Raw genomic sequence first — 19,933 nt, 5'->3', positions numbered from 1 at the left:
AAGATAATTATCAACATATATAAAAAGATCTTTAATTGTATATTCTTACAGATTAAAGATCTTTTTAAATTTCCATAAAGATACTACTTATTAAGCAAAACAAAAGACCGAGCTTGGCTAGCTCGGTCTTTCTTTGTGTGACAAATATGCTATTTAAATATGAATTGGCAAACCTAAAGCCAATTCAGAAGCATCCATAGTAATTTCCCCTAAAGATGGGTGTGGATGGATCGTTAATGCAATATCTTCAGCATTCATGCCAGATTCAACTGCTAATGATAATTCAGAAATCATATCACTTGCGCCAACTCCGCCGATTTGTGCTCCGATAATCACATTGTCTTCGTTAGTAGTTACTAAACGTACGAAACCTTCAGTTTTACCTAAAGAAATAGCACGGCCGTTACCAGCGAATGGGAATTTGTAGGCAGTTGCTTCTAATCCCGCTTCTTTAGCCTCAGCAATTGTCATACCAACGCTTGCTAATTCTGGATCAGTAAAGGCTACAGCAGGCATTGCTTTGTAGTCTACTTCTACTTTCTTACCAGAGATTGCTTCTGCCGCAATTTTAGCTTCGTAGCTTGCTTTATGAGCAAGCGCCGCGCCTGGTACGATATCACCAATAGCAAAGATGTTAGATACGTTTGTTCTACCTTGTTTGTCAACTTTAACTAAACCACGTTCGCCAACTTCAACACCGGCTTGTTCTAAACCAAGATCATCAGTATTTGGACGACGTCCAACTGTTACCATTACGTAGTCAGCAGTTACTGATTCTTCTTTGCCATCTACTTCATATTTTACAGTTACGCTGTCGCCGTTGTCGATTGCTTCTTTAGCCATTGCTTTCGTTACAACTGTTACATTTTTCTTCTTGAAGTCATCTGTAACTAGTTTAACCATGTCTTTTTCATAAGTTGGTAAGATTGAAGGACTACCTTCTAAAATCGTTACTTCAGAACCAAGGTTCGCATATGCGCCACCTAATTCTGCACCGATAACACCGCCACCGATGATAACAAATTTCTTAGGTACTTCTTTCAAGTTCAAACCACCAGTAGAATCTAAGACACGTCCGCCAAATTTAAATCCAGGGATTTCGATTGGGCGAGAACCTGTTGCTACGATTGCATTATTGAATGAGTAAGTTTGAGCTGAATCTGGGTGGATCACACGTAATGTGTTTTCATCAACGAAGAAAGCTTCTCCTTCAATAATTTCTATTTTATGTTTTTTAAGAAGGAACCCAACACCGCTTGTCAAAGTATTAACAACTTTGTTGTCTTTCCATTCTTGTGTTTTTGTAAAGTCTAACTCAACATCTTTAGCTGTTACACCAAACATAGTTGAATCTAATGATTCTTGATAGTGATGTCCAGCTGCGATCAATGCTTTAGAAGGAATACATCCAACGTTCAAACATACACCGCCGATAAACTCACGTTCAATGATCGCAACTTTTTGACCCATTTCAGCAGCACGAATCGCTGCAACGTATCCTCCAGGGCCTGAACCAATTACGACTGTATCTAATTCAATGGCGAAATCTCCTACTACCATGTGATAATCATCCTTCCATTAATAATAATTCTGGATCAGCTAATAAACGCTTGATGTTGTTCATTGCTTTTTGAGCAGTTGCGCCATCAACGATACGGTGGTCAAAGCTCATTGAAAGTTTCATTACACGTCCAACAACGATTTCACCATCTGCATTTACAACTGGTTGTGTAGCGATCGTACCAACACCTAAAATCGCAACTTCAGGGTAGTTAATAACTGGTGTGAACCAGCCGCCGCCAACTGAACCAATATTACTGATTGTGATAGAGCCATCACGCATATCCGCACCAGTTAATTTGCCTTCAATTGCAAGAGCTGCTTTTTCGTTGATTTCATCAGCGATTGCAAACATGCTCTTAGTGTTCGCATTTTTAACGTTTGGTACATATAAACCATGATCAGTATCTGTTGCGATACCAATGTTATAGTAGTTTTTATAAACGATTTCTTGTGCTGCATCATCAATTGATGCATTCAAGATTGGGAATTTTTGAACAGTTGCTGTCAATGCTTTAACAACATATGGTAAGAATGTTAATTTCGTACCGTTAGCTGCCGCAACATCTTTAAATTTCTTACGGTGATCCCATAATTTAGATACTTCAACTTCGTCATGCAATGTAACGTGAGGTGCAGTGTGTTTACTGTTAACCATCGCTTTAGCAATTGCTTTACGAGTTGGTGTCATTTTCTCACGAGTTTCAGCTTCACCTAAATCAGAAACAAATGGTTTAGCAGGTGCTTTTGGTGCAGCTGATTCAGTTGTAGCTGTTGCTTGTGGTGTTGCTGCAGTTTGTTCAGCTTGTGCTGGCGCTGCTGCTTGTCCGCCACCTGAGATAAAGCTTTCGATATCTGCTTTTGTCACACGTCCGCCTTTACCAGTTGGCGCAACTTGTGTGATATCAACATCTTTTTCACGAGCAAATTGGCGTACTGATGGCATAGCCAAGACACGTTTGTTTGGATCAGCCGCTGCTACTACGCCTGTTGACGCTGCAGGTGCCGGTGCTGCTGGTTCTGTTTGAGCAGGAGCACTTGGTGCTGGAGCTGAACTTGGTGCAGAGTTATGTCCTGGTGCATCGATTTCGATCAATACATCTCCAACGTTTGCTACTGTACCTTCTGGAACAACAATGTTTTTAACTGTTCCTGTAACTGGTGAAGGGATTTCTTCAACAGATTTGTCGTTTTGAACTTCCAATAAAGTATCATCTTCATTAATTGTATCGCCTGATTTAACGAACCATTTTACGATTTCGCCTTCTGCAATACCTTCACCGATATCTGGTAATTTAAATTGGAATACTCCGCCACCATTGTCTGCTGCTGGTGCTTCTGGAACAGCTGCTGGTTGTGCAGGTGTTTGTTCTTGAGCCGGAGCCGCTGTTGGCGCTGCATCATTTTCAGGATGTCCTGGTGCATCGATTTCGATCAATACGTCTCCAACATTTGCTACTGTGCCTTCTGGTACTACGATTGATTTAACTGTTCCTGTAACTGGAGATGGAATCTCTTCTACAGATTTATCGTTTTGAACTTCTAATAATGTATCATCTTCATTGATGGTGTCTCCTGCTTTAACGAACCATTTTACGATTTCGCCTTCTGCAATACCTTCACCAATATCTGGTAATTTAAATTGATAAGCCATTTTTTAAGCCTTCCCTTCCTTTATCGTATCTGTCTAACTCGCAAATTGCGGAAAACAACAACTCTAAATTTCCACATGAAAAATATCACGTGAAAATTCAGGCATGCCGTTTAAAGCAAATTTATTCAGTTTTTAATTAAAATTCTGCGATTTCTCTAGCTTTCGCTTCGATATCTTTAGCATTTGGCAACCAAATGTTTTCTGCTTGTCCAAATGGGAAGATTGTATCTGGAGCAGATACACGGCCAATTGGCGCTTCTAATGATAAAACTGCACGTTCAGAAATTTCAGAAACAACCATAGCACCAACGCCAGCTTGTTTTTGTGCTTCTTGAACAACAACTACGCGACCAGTTTTTTCAACTGATTTAATGATTGTTTCAACATCTAAAGGAGCGACAGTACGTAAGTCAATGATTTCAACAGAAATATTGTCTTTCGCTAAGTTGTCAGCAGCTTTGATTGCTTCACGAACCATTGCACCGTAAGTAATGATAGAAATATCAGTACCTTCACGTGTTACAGCGGCTTTATCTAATGGTACTTCATATGCTTCATCCGGCACTTCCTCACGGAAAGAACGGTAAAGTTTCATGTGCTCTAGGTAAACAACAGGGTCATTGCTTCTGATTGCAGAAATCAATAGTCCTTTTGCATCATATGGATTTGATGGGATAACAACACGGATACCAGGAGATTGAGCAATCAATCCTTCCAAGTTATCTGAGTGAAGTTCTGGTGTATGCACGCCACCACCAAATGGCGCACGAACAGTAATAGGCATGTTGCGTGTTCCGCCCATACGATAACGAGTACGAGCCATTTGACCTACGATTTCGTCAAAGACTTCAAATACAAATCCAAAGAATTGGATTTCAGGAACTGGACGGTAACCTTCTAAAGCTAAACCAAAAGCTAAACCACCGATTCCAGATTCTGCTAAAGGAGTATCGAAGACACGGTCTTCGCCAAATTTTTCTTGTAAGCCTTCAGTTGCACGGAAAACTCCGCCGTTTTTACCAACGTCTTCACCGAATACTAATACATTTTCGTCTTTCTCTATTTCAAGAGCTAAGGCATCTGTAATTGCTTGGATCATTGTTTTTTGTGCCATGATTATTTCGACTCCTTCGCTTCATAGAATGCAATTTGTTCTTTAATGTTTTGAGGTTGAACTTCAAACATGTTTTTCAAGAAATCAGAAACTTTTTGTTTTGGAACTTTATCAGCTTCTGCAATTGCTACTTTGATTTCTTCTTTTGTTTTTTCGATGACTTCGTTTTCTTTTTCTTCAGACCATAAGCCTTTGTCTTCTAGATATTTACGGAAACGAACTAATGGATCTTTTTGTACCCATTCGTCATCCATGTCTTTTGAACGGTAACGAGTTGGATCGTCACCTGATAATGTATGTGGACCATAACGGTAAGTTAACGTTTCGATCAATACAGGGCCGTTTCCGTTTGCAGACCATTCGCGTGCTTCTTTTGCAATTGCATACACTGCTAATGGATCCATTCCATCAACGACGATTCCTGGAATTCCTGCTGCTACAGCTTTTTGTGCTAATGTTTTAGCAGCTGTTTGTTTTTCACGTGGTGTTGAAATCGCAAAACCATTGTTTTGGATGATGAACACGCCGTTTGCATGATATGCTCCTGCAAAGTTGATTGCTTCATAGAAATCACCTTGTGAAGAACCGCCATCACCTGTATAAGTGAAGACAACGTTTTTCTTGCCGCGTTTTTTCATTCCTAAAGCAACACCTGCTGCTTGGATGTATTGCGCACCAATAATGATTTGTGGTGGTAGAGCATTTAATTCTGGTGCATAGTGGTTACCTGCTACATGTCCACGAGACCATAAAAAAGCTTCTGTTAATGGTAGGCCGTGTTGAACTAATTGAGGTACATCACGGTAACCTGGTAATAGGTAATCTTCTTTTTCCATAGCAAATTGGCTTGCTAATTGGCTTGCTTCTTGTCCAGCTGTTGGCGCGAAGAAGCCTAGACGACCTTGACGGTTCAACGCAGTTGAGCGTTGGTCTAACACACGTGACCAAACCATACGAGTCATTAATTCTACTAATTCGTCATCTGATAAATCAGGTACTGCATCTTCGTTTACGATTTTCCCATCTTTATCTAAAATTTGAAATGTTGGGAAATCAGCGTCGACTTTTTCCATAAGTGCTTTAAAGTCAATAGGTTTTTGTTTCTTTGCCTTTGCCATTTTGTCACACAATCCTCTCTGTTACGTTTCTTTTTTTCGAAAAAAGTAAAACAGCGTTAAAAACTGTATTACTTTTTATCGACTACACTTACAAATTATCACTAAACTGATAAAAGAGCAAGTAAAAAGTTATCATTTCTTTAAAATTCATTAAAATACCAGAAACCTTTCGTATCAAAGGTTAGTGATTAAAATCACAAACAAGAAACCGTTTTATAAAAAGCCTTCCTAATCATATCTTTTGACAATCGTCTGTTATAGTCCTTTTAATCATTGTTATGCTACAGAAAAATCATGTGTGAGAAATTATTTACCGAAATATAAGGACTTATTTTTTGAAACAAATAAAAGAACAAAGACAAATGTTCGGATTTTTTGTCTTTGTTCTTTTTAAAATGACTATTTATAGTTAAATTTTTATTTTTTCCGTTTCATCACGAATGAGATTATCCGTTGCAAAGAAAATTTTCGTTATTTGTTTTATAAAAATTTTAGTAGAACGTCTTAATCAAACAGCTTTTTTTATTAAGTGAACAATTATTCACTATTTTAATCATTTAAATCCACTCTTTAGTGATATGAATATATAGTCTTTTAGCTACTTCTACTGTAATCAAATATAGTACAATGATCAAAATGAACCAGCCCCAATAATTAGCTGGAAGTTTCACAAAGTCGAAAACCTCCCGGATTGGTGTCAAGACAATCAATAATCCTAAACCAACTGCTCCTAGACTTGAAAGAATTACAGCAGGTGATGCGATACTTTGAATAAATGGTAATTTTCGAGTCCGCACCATTTGAACAACTAACGTTTGACTAACTAAACCAACCACAAACCAACCTGTTTGGAATAAATGTTGACTGCCGATCGTATTAGCGCTAAAGACAAACCACATCACAACATACGTCATAATATCAAAGATACTGCTTACTGGTCCAATACATAGGGTAAATTTCATCAAGCCATTGGTTTCCCAACGAACAGGTTTCAATAAGTCTTCTTCATCCACGTTATCCCAAGGAATGGCCAATTGTGCGATATCATAAATCAAGTTTTGGATCAATAATTGAATGGATAACATTGGTAGAAATGGTAAAAAGGCACTTGCAATCAAAATAGAGAAAACATTCCCAAAGTTTGAGCTGATCGTGATTTTAATGTATTTCATCATATTACTAAAGACTTTTCGACCTTCGATTACGCCATCTTCTAAAACGTTTAGACTTTTTTCTAGTAAAATAATGGAGCTGGCATCTTTGGTAATATCCGCCGCCGTATCTACAGAAATTCCAACGTCAGCTTTCCGAAGTGCTGGCGCATCATTGATTCCATCTCCCATGAAACCTACTGTATGACCATTGCCTTGTAGAGTTTCAATGATTCGAGATTTTTGCATCGGATTCAATTTCGCAAATAAATTGGTTTTTTCGACTTCTTCTTTCATTTGTTCATCAGACATGTTGTCGATATCTGACCCAAGTACTACATGTGAAACTTCGATTCCAACGTCGCTACAGACTTTTTTGGCCACAATATCATTATCACCTGTAAGAACTTTCACATTGACGCCATGTTCATGTAAGGATTTAATCGCTGTAATCGCTGATTTTTTAGCTGGATCTAAAAAGCCCATAAAACCAATCAAGGTCATTCCTTGTTCATCTTCTACACTATAAATGGCTTCATTATGAACATCTTTTTTTACCGCAACTGCTAACGCACGCATGCCATGTTCATTCATCCGAATATTGACTTCACGCATTCTTTTTTGTAATTCTGGTGTTAGCGGTACAATTTCACCATTGATTTCAGCATGCGTACAAACAGCTTCCATCTCCTCCACAGCACCTTTTGTGATCATAAATTGATGACCATCCGCATTAACAACCACAGTTAAACGACGACGAGAAAAGTCGAAGGGAATTTCATCCAGTTTTGTCACTGAGTGATACGGACTTTGACTGTTGTTTTCTTCGTAAAAATTGATTACCGCAATATCCATCAAGTTTTTCCAACCTGTTTGATAATGAGAATTCAAAAAAGCCATATCTAATACTTGGTCATTGACTTCACCTAATGGATCTAGATGCTGTACTAAAACGACTCTGTCTTCAGTAATTGTTCCTGTTTTATCCGTGCAGAGAATATCCATACTACCTAAATTTTGAATAGAAGGTAATTCTTTCACGATCACTTTATGTTTTGATAAACTTAACGCACCTTTTGCTAAGTTACTGGTTACGATCATTGGCAACATTTCTGGTGTCAAACCAACCGCTACAGCAATCGCAAAGAAAAAGGCTTCGCCCCATTCGCCTTTAGTGATCCCGTTGATCAAAAATACGATTGGAAACAGAATCATAACCATTCTTAATAAAAATTTGCTGACTTTAGTAAGACCGATATCAAAAGAAGTTTTTCCGCGTTGGGTTGTGGCACTTTTAGCGATATCACCAAAGAAAGTATTTTGACCTGTCTTTAAGATAATCGCTTTACCTTGCCCACTTAATACGTCAGTTCCCATAAAAATCAAGTCCTGCATATCTAACGCTGAAACAGAATCTGAATTCTTATCGATACCAGCATCTACGAATTTTTCTACTGGCATTGATTCACCCGTCAAAGAAGATTGATTGATAAATAAATCCTTGGTCCAAATCAACACAGCATCGGCTGGAATCATATCACCTGTTGCTAGTGTTACAATGTCTCCTGGTACAACTTCGTCCATCGGAATTTCTTTGGTTTGACCAGCACGTGTCACAGCTGTTGTATTTTCAATGAGTTCTTTTAAATTCAAACTCGCTTTTTGGGAACGGTACTCTTGAATAAATGCAATAATCACACTAGCTAAAATCATGACTCCCATAACAAGCGCTGCTTCAAAATCTTTAGTTGCAGCTGATACCACCATCAATAAAGCTAGTACATAAACAAATGGATCTTTAAATGCTTCTAAAAACATAATAATTGCAGGGGTTGGTTTTTGTGCGGACACTTCATTTGGTCCATATTCTTCTAAACGATGTTTAGCATCTTCTTCGGATAACCCTTTTTCTGAAGTACGCAACTCCATCATCAATTCTCGTTCCGATAACATCGCTAATTTTCTTAATTCTTGGTCTTTTGTTGTTTTCTTTATATCTGCTATTTTTTTGTTCATCATTTTCTTTTCCTCCTAGTTCTAGCTCGCTTCATCTTATCTAGGAAGGGAAAGGAAAATTCATTCCAATTCCATCGTTTCCAAGATGAAGGCTACATTTATTTTTCTCGAATGACTGGGGTCTTCCATGTGACTCTTCCTCTCTTTTGTGTATTTTAAAACGATGGATTTTTTGAACTGTTGAGTTAGCATTTTGCTTTCTGGCTGTTTGTTCTTTTTTGCGGTACTTCGCTCCCTTTGGTCGCCAAGTACTGTTCATCATCAGCTCTGGCGGAGCCAGTCGGATCACTCCAAGTCTTAGAGCTTTTACTATCTAGCTCTTGTTTTGCTTTTAGCTGCTTGTTTCTTTTTACGGAACTTCGCTCCCTTTGGTCGCCAAGTACTGTTCATCATCAGCTCTGGCGGAGCCAGTCGGATCACTCCAAGTCTTAGAGCTTTTGCTATCTAGCTCTTGTTTTGCTTTTAGCTGCTTGTTTCTTTTTGCGGAACTTCGCTCCCTTTGGTCGCCAAGTACTGTTCATCATCAGCTCTGGCGGAGTCAGTCGGATCACTCCAAGTCTTAGAGCTTTTGCTATCTAGCTCTTGTTTTGCTTTTAGCTGCTTGTTTCTTTTTGCGGAACTTCGCTCCCTTTGGTCGCCAAGTACTGTTCATCATCAGCTCTGGCGGAGCCAGTCGCTGTGATTCACAGCAAAAACGCACACTCAACAATAGAGTGTGCGTGAAATAGCAACTTAAATAAAAGTTTCTCTATCGTTGAGCTTTAGCACTATAGGGCGTAGATAATTTCTTATCAGCTACGTTATGAATGACCTTCACGATCATTCCTGTTCAACCAACTAAGAGTCTCTCGATTCTTTCGCGGCAGCAGCATGTGTCCAAATAGGAGCCTCACCTAACAATTATTCAATTCTTAATCCGTAACCATCATAGTTCATATTTTGTTAATTGTCAAAAGAAAAAATTTTGTTCCAATTAGTTTACCTCTGTGTGTTGTCCTAGATCTATTTTTCCTTGACTGATTTCTGCTCTTGAAAAATTTGCGGTTGCTAATTCTGAATCAGACAGGTTTTCTAAGCATTCGTAAAACCAATTACCTAGTTCATAAAATTGTTCATCTGTCATATTTTCTGATTCAGCAAACAATACATTTTCAGCCTGATTGATCTTTAACTTCAAAATAAGCTCTAAAAGATAATTTTGAATCGGGATCGAATATTGTTCTCCAGTTACTTCATCTGTTACATAAATCATCGGCATGATTTGTACTTCTTTTGTTTTTCTGAACGGATTAAATACAGCCGCTTTGATTTGTCTCATAAACCAATCCTTTTCATATTCCATCATTACAATCCACTCCTTTTTATTTAGCTTTTAAGATAATGATTAGATAAATACTCATTTCTTCTTAATCTTTATTTTACCACTAAACCAAATAATTTACATAAAAAGTGTTAGCTTTTCTAAACTTCTGGAATTGGCTCACTTAAAAGAATTTGACCGCTTTTTCCAAAATAGTCTACCTGCATAGTCCTTAAATTCGTCCGCCAATAAGCTATACCCGAATTTCCCGCAAGTTCAGTAAAATCCTCAAAAGTTATCAAACCGGCTTGCGCTTTTAATACGGCTTCTTTAATCTTTTTAGCAGATTCTTCTGCTACTACTTTTTTAGGATTCCCATTAAATTGAACCTCGATATATGCTGTTTCATCGTAATATCGATAAACGCCTTCTTCCACCAAATAATCGTATTTTTGTACACCGATCTTTTTAAAGGCACGAATCAACTTGGAAAATCCACCAGCATTTTTCTCATTATTAATGATTTCTTCAATTGCTTTCAAATCTAGACCCATTGTCTTCACCCCCATTCTTGGTTTAGAAAATAAAAATAGACCTAAATCAAAACAAATCACATTTTGACTCAGGTCTTCTTAACAAACATTATTTTACTTCTTCAACTTCTGTCATATCTTCAATATATTTGTAGACTTGTTGCCCAGCAATTCCGCCTTCGCCAACAGCTGTTGTAATTTGACGTAATGTTTTTTCACGAACATCACCAATGGCAAAAACACCCGGTATGCTTGTTTTCATATCTTGGTCTGTTTCGATCCAGCCTTCTGCATTGGTCAAACCAGATTTTTTAAATGGTTCAGTCAATGGATCAAGTCCAACATAAATAAAGACACCGTCAGCTGAAATCTCTTTGACTTCATCAGTCAAGGTATTTCTTAATTGTCCACCAGTTACGACCATATCATTTCCAACGATTTCTTCTAAAACAGTATTCCATTCGAAAGAAATTTTTTCATTGGCAAACGCACGATCTTGAATGATTTTTTGTGCACGTAGCTCATCACGACGATGTACGATCACAACTTCTGAAGCAAATTGTGTTAGGTAGATTGCTTCTTCAACCGCTGAATCGCCGCCGCCAATCACTAAAAGTTTTTTATTGCGGAAGAAAGCTCCGTCACAAACTGCACAATATGAAACCCCGCGCCCAGCAAATTCTTCTTCACCTTTAACACCTAATTTACGATGTTCACAGCCTGTAGCGATAATTACTGTTTTAGCCTGATAGGTTTTATCATCACAAATGACTTCTTTATATGCACCTTGATCTTTGATATCCATTACAATACCATATGCATTTTCAGTACCAAATTTCTCAACATTCTCATACATTTTATAAGCCAATTCAGGTCCCATGATCGAATCAAAGCCTGGATAGTTTTCCACTTCAGCGGTATTGTTCATTTGTCCGCCTGGCGCGCCGCGTTCAATCATCAATACTGAAAGATTAGAACGTGATGCATAAAGCGCTGCAGTCATCCCAGCAGGTCCGGCACCAATTATAATTACATCATACATATGTCTTTTCAACCTCCGAATTTTTCAAGTACATTCACTTTACAACTTAAGTAGTTGATTGTCTATCTTTCTGCCCAACCTGATTATTTATAAAAAAAACCAAATCTATTCTGAATGTCTTCATTTCGTTTTCCATTATATCATGCTTTTTTCTGGATATCATCTCTTTTATACTTACTTATAATAAGAAAAAAGATAGTAAGGAATAACTAAAAATTAGTTTTCCCTTACTATCCTAAATTGAATACCATGCAAAGCGGTGAACCCAAGTTTTATTGATTTACTATCTTTAAAAACGATGCACTAGTTTTGAAACATTATACTTCCCCGATTTTAACTAGAACTTTAAGAAGATGCTTAATAGATGTTTGATTTTTTTAGATTGCTACTTCTTATTTTACAAGATTTGAAATGAAATCATAATTACGTTCTGTGAATTTTGCAGCACTTGTTTGAACACCTTTTGAATATTTCGCAAATGTACGAACTCCGATTAGATTCCCGTATCTATCGAAAATTGGGCTACCATAATTGCCAGCTTTACTTGCTTGGTTAAACCAAAAACTTGAAGCAGTATTGTAACTAATTGTTGCTTGGCTTTCCCACATTTCACCTTTTTTATCAGCATCATATCCTGGCATAGTCACATCTCCACAAACGATAATTGTTGGATTTTGTGTAACAGGAACTACAGGAACTACTTCACCAATATTTTGGCCCTGCTCATTAGGTTTAACTGTTAAAACAGCCAAATCTCCCCAACTTTCTTCAAAGTCCACTGACTCAACTTGGAATGAGCCAAAAGGAGCATTTTCGCCATCTTTCCCTGGTGTAACGAAAGTTTTATCAAGATTTTCGCTATTTTTTAATCCTTCAACAACATTATAAGAAGTTAGTACTTTATTGTTAGCAATAACTGTACCAGTACCAGTTGTACCATTAGCATCGATAAATGCTACACTTTGGAAACGTCCCTTTGTTGTATCATTAACTTTTGTTTTGTTTTCAGTTAATTTTTCTCTTACTGGATGAGCGGCTTCTACTTGAGGTGTTGCTGTAACTGCTGCAGTAGATAATACAGCTGTGCAAAGTAAAACGGTGATTAAATTTTGAATTTTCATTGATTTACCATCCTTCATTTTTTTTGATAATTTGTATAAACTGAAAGTTATTTCAGTCTGTCACTTCATTACTTGGGTCCACCGCTTTGCATGGTATACAAGTAAACTTAAAATTAGGATGTTTATTGTGTCCGAATTACATTTTTTCCCAAACAGGTGACTTACCTGGTTCTTCTCCACGATTCCACCATTTGGCTTTGTATTGTACTCCCTTGAATGTAATAACATTACCGCCAGAGTAGGCTAGTTCTGATTTCCATTCCTCAATAGTGCCTGTACTTAGTTTTTCCCAAACATCTGACATTCCTGGCTTATTTCCTTTTGTCCACCATTTTGCCCGATACTCAATTCCGTCATAGAAAACTTTATCTCCAGCAACATATATTTTTTCTTGTACCCAAGTTGTTTGATTTTCAGATGGTTTTTCCACTTCTTTTTCTGTATAAAAAATTAAGGCAGTTGATAAAAATGAGCGATTTCCTGCTTTATCTAGCGCTGCAATCGAAATTGTATAGGACGTATTCGCTGTTAAACCACTCAATTCAAAACTTGTTGTTCGACTTTCGCCAATTCTTGATCCATTACGATATACTTCATATTTTTCTACCCCAACATTATCAGTTGAAGCATTCCAATTTAATTGTGCTGATGTGCTAGTAATATTGCTTGCTTTTACACCTGTTACTTGGTTTGGTGCTTGTGTATCAATTTCTTTTTGCTCTAAATGTTTGGCAATAAACTCATAGTTAGAACCAGTAATTTTTGACCCGCCATTTTTGTATGCAACATTGCCCATACGATATTCAGAAGTATGGACAGCAATTAATTGATTGTTTTCGTCGTATACAGGAGCACCCGAAGTTCCACCAATAGAATCCATATCGTAATATACTCGTGATTCAGTTTGTGAAATAACAGAGCCTCTTGCTTCCCATAATTGCCCATGTTTATCTTGACTATATCCTGGTAAAAGTCCTTTGGTTCCTCTCGGAAGATTAGGTACATTATTCACGGATATGATTGGTACAACATCTCCAATATTTTTTCCAGAACTATTAGGTTTCAAAGTTACAACTGCAATGTCATGATCTCGGTTATTTTCAACCGTCCATCCAGTGTGCATATCAATTGATTCTATTGAAAATGAACCAAATGGATAATAATAGCCATTTCTGGCTGGAGTTACACTTGCCTTGCTAATATCTGCACTTGTTTTTAAGCTTGTTACAACATGAGCTGCCGTCAACACTTTGTTCTTTCCAATAACTGTCCCTGATCCGAATCCACCATCAGCTTTTAAAAGGTAAATAATGCTAGAGTATGGTGCTTTAGTAGTGTCCATCACTCTCACTCGAGTATCTTCCCCAATAATTGCTCTTCCTTCTAGTACATTTGTTTCTGCATAGCTCTTCTCATTTAATGAAACGATTGATAAAGAAACCCCACAAATCAATAATGCTGTAAATTTTTTTACTTTCACTATTTCATCCTCCTAATTCTATAACCTTGTTTCTCTATCATTTTATAAGTATTCTTCTAATTTTAAAGTTCATTAACTGCTAAAAATAAGAAAAAAATGAGTAAAACAACCCTAAAAAACATTTCCCTCTAATATGTTTTTTTATATTCATGATATATTTTTTTAATTATTTTTACATTTTATTTAACATCTACGTAAGGAAAATGCTCTATAAAATCAGAAAAAAGCGTTAGAAGTAGCCCATAAGAGCTACTTCTAACGCTTTTTTACTTCTAATTTTCACTATTTTGTAACTTATACATATCTGCATACAGACCATTTTTGGTCAATAAATTTTCGTGATTCCCACGTTCCACGATACGGCCTTTATCTAATACTAAAATCAAATCAGCATCACGAATCGTAGATAAACGGTGAGCGATTGCAATCGTCGTTCTTCCTTGCCGCATATTAGCTAATCCTTCTTGAATCAACCCTTCAGTCTCGGTATCGATATTAGCAGTTGCTTCATCCAGTACAAGAATTTTTGGATCCGTTACAATCGTTCGAGCAAATGAAATCAATTGTCTTTGCCCGCTTGAATAACTTGCTCCCCGTTCGATCACTTTTGCATGATATTTTTTCGGCAATGTTTCAATAAACTTATCTGCTTGAACAAATTCAGCAGCTGCTTTGATTTGCTCATCCGTGATCTCTGGATTCAACATCCGAATATTTCCAGCAATATCACCATAAAACATAAATGCATCTTGCAAAACTAAGCCTAACTTTTGTCTTAACTCAGATAGAGGATACTCGCGAATGTTGCGATCATCAATCAAAATCTCCCCTTCATAAAATTCATAAAAACGCATCAGAACATTGATAATTGAACTTTTTCCACTACCAGTATGTCCGATCAACGCCACAGTCTCACCCGGGTTAGCAATAAAACTGATATGATTCAATACATTGTTCTTGCCATCATAAGAAAAACTAACATTACGAAATTCGATCTTGCCACGAAGGATTTCCGCGTTAGCTCCAACATTTTGTTGCGGAGTCAATTCATCGTTATCAAATATTTTCAAAATTCGACTACCTGCTACCATGCCATCGGTAAAAACACTTAGAAAATCCATCATTTGAGTCATCGGATTAAAGAATGCTTGCACATAAGTAACAAAAGCATAAATCAAGCCAACTTCCACAGGCGAATGCAATGCGTCATAACCGAACAAAGTCAACGTCAAGCCAATTGCTAGTGTATAAAGGAAGTTAATGATTGGACCTAAAAGCAATGAGTTGGTTTTGATCATTGAAAAACGCGTACGTAAATAATCATTGTTCGTCTCTTCAAATTCTTTTTCCAAACGATTTTCTTGTCGAAACTGCTGAATAATCTGCATACCAGAAATATACTCATTCAATTTCGTGTTCAATTGACTTAATTTCTCCCGCATACTCCGATAAATTCTTGAACTAAATTTTTGATAGTACCAAATTACGATCAATAAAATCGGTAAGAAAATCAAATTATACAACGCAATTTTTCCACTGATCTGAAACATCGCAATAAAAGAAGAAACTACTGCAAAAATTCCTGTCAAGACCATCAAGAATACATACCAAAACTCAAACAATGTTTCCGTATCATTGGTTACACGAGAAACGATCGAACCAGCTGGTGTTTGATCGAAATAACGCATACCGAGTGTTTGGAGTTTTTCAAATAATTTTACACGAATATATTGATAGGTTTTTAGTGAAGCGGTCGAATATAAAAACCATTGGAAAAACCAGATAATACTTTTAACAATCACACCAAACAAATACAATCCCGCAAAAAAGAAAATCACTTGGTTTGTCGCGGTCTTTGGTGTTAAATAATCATCCATAAACGTTTGAATGATTCTTGGTAATAGAATGTTAATAATCGACAGAATCAAAGCAAACAAAATTGCTGACAAAAACGTGCGACGAAATGGTCGAGCAAATTTAAGCAATCGTTTAACGATTGAGACTTGTTCTTTTAGTGGTACTGATTTTGTCCATTCAGATTCGTATTTTTCTTCCATTATACTTCACTCCCTTCAATTTTCGCTTCTAATTGTTGTTTATCCCACATCCGCTTGTACCAGCCAGCCAATCTTAATAGCTCTTGATGCGTCCCACGTTCAACGATTTTCCCTTCATCTAAAACGATGATTTCTTTGGCGTGCATCACACTGCTTAACCGATGTGCTGCAATGATCGTGGTTTTTTCTTTTCTGGCAGCTTTTAAATTTGAAAGAATCGCTTCTTCCGTTTTAGCATCAACAGCTGATAAAGCATCATCTAAAATCAATAGTTCAGGATTTACGATCAATGCTCTGGCAATCGAAATCCGTTGTTTTTGACCACCGGATAATGACACGCCACGTTCCCCAACTAACGTATCATACCCATTAGGAAAAGCTTTTATTTCATTATTGATAAACGCCATTTCAGCCGCTTGCTCAACTTCTGTTTCTGTAAAATCAGGATTGGCAAAGCGAATGTTGTCCCGTATCGTCATTGAAAATAGAAAATGATCTTGAGGAACATACCCTAGTGAGTTCATCAAAGCATCTAAAGAATAATCTTTGATATCATGTCCGCCAAAAGTAATACGTCCTTTATAATGATCGTATTCACGCATCAATAATTTTAAAATAGTTGTTTTACCAGCACCTGTTTTTCCGACGATTCCCAATGTCTCCCCTTCATTGATGGCAAATTTTATCTGTTCTAACGTTGCCTCTTTGTCCTTTGGATAAGTGAATTGGGCAATTTCCATTGATAATTGACCTTTTGCTGGTGTTTGGATCGCGTCTTTTTTCTCGACAATATGTGTTTTTTCATGTAAAAGTTCATTCACACGATCATAACTCGCATTCCCACGCTCTAATACATTAAACAAACGCCCAATCGCAAACATCGGCCAAACCAGCATTCCAATATAACTTATAAATGAAATTAACTGACCAATCGTGATCGTGTCATCCATGATAAAACGGCCGCCGATAATAATCGTCAATACATAAGAAATCCCGATAATCAGTGTAATAAACGGATCGAATAACGCATCCAAAAAGTTCACTCGCTTATTTTTAACGATCGCATCATCAATTTTCTCTGTAAAATCTTGAAGATCTTCTTTTTCTTGTCCAAAGGTTTTGATAACCTTCATCCCTGTAATACTTTCTTGTGTCTTATCATTGATCGTTGAAAAAGCAGCTTGTGAATCACGGAAAGCATCATGTAATTTAGAGCCTAACACTCTTGATGTCACTGCCAATAATGGTAATGGAATCAATGCAATCAAGGTTAAACGCCAATCAACGAATAAAATCATCGCCACAATGGTTGCACCACCAGTGATCATAGAGTCTGCAAAGGTTAAAATCCCCGCTCCAGCTACATTTTGGATCGCATTTAAATCATTCGTTGCATGTGCCATCAAATCTCCTGTTCGATACTTCTGATAAAACACATTATCCATTTTTGTGAAATGATGGAATAGTTGCCGTCTTAAATCTTTTTCCAGCCTTGCTGCACTTCCCCAGATATAAATTCGCCAAATATAACGAAAAATATACTGTGCTAAAGCTGCCAACAATAATATACCCACCCAAAATAAAATAGGTTGAATCGCCAAATCCTTTTCAGCAATCTTATCAACAACGATCCCAATAACTTTAGGCGGAACTAATTGAACAAGTGCAACCATAACCAATGAAAATACACCAATAATATAACTTTTTTTCTCCTGTTTGAAAAACCACCCTAATTTTTTAAATATAGACATGTACATTCTCCTCTTCTAATTTAACTCCTATGCGCTCACACCATTCTTTTGTTGTTTTCCCATTTCTGTACAACTCCTTTCATTCATAAAAATAAGCACAAAAAAAGCGGACCAAAAAATCGGCCCGCTTGTGTGTTTGAATTCTGAATAGCAACTAAGAACCTTACTTATCTCCTTGGTTCTTCATTTGCTGCATCATTTGACGAATCTTCTTCTCAGAAGGTTTTTGCCCCATAGACATCATCATCATTCGTAACATATCCTCATTAACGGGAGGATTCTTTTTGAAATAGTCTTGCATATATTTGCGCGCAAGGAAAAATCCGCCTGCTGCACCTGCTAATAAAGCGATAATCGCGATTAATACTACTAAACCTGTTGACATATAAATCTCTCCTTTCTACCTAGAAAAGCCAAACAAGAACTTCTGCTAAAGGTATCTCATGCAGTCATTATTCTTGTTGAACTTACCATTTTTAAATTTATAGGGATATTTATCCCTTTTTTATATAATTGCTCTCAAGAAACTATTTTACTAGAAAGAAGCGGAAAAGGAAAGGTCTTTTGTCAGATTCCTCACAAGAAATTTACGAAAGATCATTTCCTCAGCTAGGCTCTCGAAAAAAAGATAACATCTGACTGAGATAAAAAGCATCTCACTCGTTTTTCCTATTTTTTTGTCGAGCCCGAACAAGCTCATTCAGCTTTTAATTTTATCTAGCTTCAAGAGCTGGGCTCTCGGAAAAAAGATAAAACCCGACGGAGATGAAGAGCATCTCACTCGTTTTTTCCTATTTTTCTGTCGAGCCCGAACAAGCTCATTCAGCTTTTAATTTTGGGCTTCTATTTTTTCTAATAAATCTGGATCAAATTTTTGTGATTTTAACATGGCTATTTCATAGCCATATGGTGCTTTACTTGTTTTTTTATCTGCACCAACATAAGGTGTTTCTAAAATTTTAGGCAAGTCTTTTAATTTTTCATGATGAACAACTTTATTCAACGCATCAAAACCAATAGTTCCAAAACCGATATTAGCATGGCGATCCTTGTGTGAGCCCATTGGGTTTTTAGAATCATTCACATGGACAACTTTCAAGCGATCTAATCCAATGATTTTATCGAATTCTTCTAGAACACCATCAAAGTCCTCTTTAACATTATATCCAGCGTCATTGATGTGACAAGTATCCAGCGTTACGGATAGCTTTTCATTTAACTTAACACCTTCAATGATTGTTGCCAACTCTTCAAAGGTACGACCTAATTCAGTTCCTTTACCTGCCATTGTTTCCAATGCAATTTGTGGTACTTGCTCTTTCCATAAAACTTCATCTAGGCCTTTGATGATTTGTTTTAAACCTGCATCAACTCCAGCGCCAACATGGGCTCCAGGATGTAAGGTGATTTGAGTTGCACCTAGGGCATGCGCACGTTCAATTTCTTGACGTAAAAATGAAGTAGCAAAGCCAAAATTTTCTAATTTGATTGTATTTCCTAAATTAATGATATATGGCGCATGAACCACAATATTGCTTAAATCATGCTCGGCCATAAACTTTTGACCTGTTTCGATATTCATCTCTTCAATTGGTTTACGGCGTGTATTTTGAGGTGCTCCAGTATAAATCATAAAAGTTGTCGCCCCATAACTAGCCGCTTCTTCCGCTGAACCTAACAACATTTTTTTACCACTCATACTAACATGTGAACCTAATAACATAATGATCCTCCTAATTTTAAAAGTTGAACGAGCTCGTTCAGCTCCGACTGAAAAATAGGAAAATCAGAAGGTGACGCTTTTCGTCACATTCGGATTTTATCTTTTTTCCTAGGAGCTAGCCTGTGAAGCTAGATAATTTAAAAGCTGAACGAGCTCGTTCAGTCTCGACTGGAAAATAGGAAAATCAGATTGAGGTGTTTTTTACCTCATTCAGATTTTATATTTTTCCCGAGAGATTAGCTCGTGAAGCTGAATAATATAATAGCCCTGTTTAGCTTTTTTCACATCACATCAATCCTACTTAAGAATTTAT

Annotated in this window: 14 protein-coding genes and 1 riboswitch; all 14 genes read right to left on the bottom strand. The window is 37.0% G+C overall.

Annotation, left to right across the window (positions count from 1 at the left end; genetic code table 11):
* Positions 1-153: 153 nt before the first annotated feature.
* A complete protein-coding gene (gene lpdA, locus JZO69_RS09620) occupies positions 154-1,560 on the bottom strand; it encodes a dihydrolipoyl dehydrogenase (RefSeq protein ID WP_010760823.1) in 1,407 nt (468 codons plus the stop codon).
* A gap of 7 nt (positions 1,561-1,567) precedes the next feature.
* Positions 1,568-3,214 (bottom strand): dihydrolipoyllysine-residue acetyltransferase, encoded by a 1,647-nt coding sequence (locus tag JZO69_RS09615; protein WP_207112659.1) that lies wholly within the window; start codon positions 3,212-3,214, stop codon positions 1,568-1,570.
* A gap of 136 nt (positions 3,215-3,350) precedes the next feature.
* Entirely contained in the window at positions 3,351-4,328 is a 978-nt protein-coding gene (locus tag JZO69_RS09610) for an alpha-ketoacid dehydrogenase subunit beta (protein ID WP_010760821.1), read from the bottom strand.
* Positions 4,329-4,330: 2 nt separating this feature from the next.
* A complete protein-coding gene (pdhA, locus tag JZO69_RS09605; protein WP_025869280.1) occupies positions 4,331-5,446 on the bottom strand; it encodes a pyruvate dehydrogenase (acetyl-transferring) E1 component subunit alpha in 1,116 nt (371 codons plus the stop codon).
* 557 nt (positions 5,447-6,003) lie between these two features.
* On the bottom strand, positions 6,004-8,616 hold the full coding sequence (gene mgtA, locus JZO69_RS09600; protein WP_207112658.1) for a magnesium-translocating P-type ATPase: 2,613 nt from the start codon (positions 8,614-8,616) through the stop codon (positions 6,004-6,006).
* 736 nt (positions 8,617-9,352) lie between these two features.
* Positions 9,353-9,521, bottom strand: a riboswitch (M-box (ykoK) riboswitch).
* Between the two features lie 65 nt (positions 9,522-9,586).
* Positions 9,587-9,958, bottom strand: a complete 372-nt coding sequence (locus JZO69_RS09595) for a DUF6483 family protein (RefSeq protein ID WP_207112657.1) — start codon at positions 9,956-9,958, stop codon at positions 9,587-9,589.
* 116 nt (positions 9,959-10,074) lie between these two features.
* Positions 10,075-10,467, bottom strand: coding sequence for a DUF1398 family protein (locus JZO69_RS09590; RefSeq protein ID WP_207112656.1), 393 nt, complete (start codon positions 10,465-10,467; stop codon positions 10,075-10,077).
* A gap of 88 nt (positions 10,468-10,555) precedes the next feature.
* Positions 10,556-11,488: a thioredoxin-disulfide reductase gene (trxB, locus tag JZO69_RS09585; protein WP_207112655.1), complete on the bottom strand. Its 933-nt coding sequence runs from the start codon at positions 11,486-11,488 to the stop codon at positions 10,556-10,558.
* A gap of 392 nt (positions 11,489-11,880) precedes the next feature.
* Positions 11,881-12,609: a trypsin-like serine peptidase gene (locus JZO69_RS09580; protein ID WP_207112654.1), complete on the bottom strand. Its 729-nt coding sequence runs from the start codon at positions 12,607-12,609 to the stop codon at positions 11,881-11,883.
* Between the two features lie 136 nt (positions 12,610-12,745).
* Positions 12,746-14,089 (bottom strand): carbohydrate-binding protein, encoded by a 1,344-nt coding sequence (locus JZO69_RS09575; RefSeq protein ID WP_207112653.1) that lies wholly within the window; start codon positions 14,087-14,089, stop codon positions 12,746-12,748.
* 272 nt (positions 14,090-14,361) lie between these two features.
* Complete coding sequence (locus tag JZO69_RS09570; RefSeq protein ID WP_207112652.1) at positions 14,362-16,146, bottom strand: ABC transporter ATP-binding protein; 1,785 nt, start codon at positions 16,144-16,146, stop codon at positions 14,362-14,364.
* The gene (locus tag JZO69_RS09565) at positions 16,146-17,897 is read right to left on the bottom strand and encodes an ABC transporter ATP-binding protein (RefSeq protein WP_207112651.1); all 1,752 of its coding nucleotides are present in this window, start codon (positions 17,895-17,897) and stop codon (positions 16,146-16,148) included. The genes JZO69_RS09570 and JZO69_RS09565 overlap by 1 nt, the downstream gene beginning before the upstream one ends.
* A 163-nt stretch (positions 17,898-18,060) precedes the next feature.
* The gene (locus JZO69_RS09560; protein ID WP_010764461.1) at positions 18,061-18,282 is read right to left on the bottom strand and encodes a YneF family protein; all 222 of its coding nucleotides are present in this window, start codon (positions 18,280-18,282) and stop codon (positions 18,061-18,063) included.
* 444 nt (positions 18,283-18,726) lie between these two features.
* On the bottom strand, positions 18,727-19,620 hold the full coding sequence (locus tag JZO69_RS09555; RefSeq protein ID WP_207112650.1) for a deoxyribonuclease IV: 894 nt from the start codon (positions 19,618-19,620) through the stop codon (positions 18,727-18,729).
* Positions 19,621-19,933: the final 313 nt, after the last annotated feature.

The organism is Candidatus Enterococcus ikei, assembly GCF_017316105.1.
In the GTDB taxonomy this organism is placed as follows: Bacteria; Bacillota; Bacilli; order Lactobacillales; family Enterococcaceae; genus Enterococcus_L; species Enterococcus_L ikei.
The sequence above is the reverse complement of the archived record's forward strand: the minus strand, read 5'-3'. Positions and strand labels throughout refer to the sequence as shown.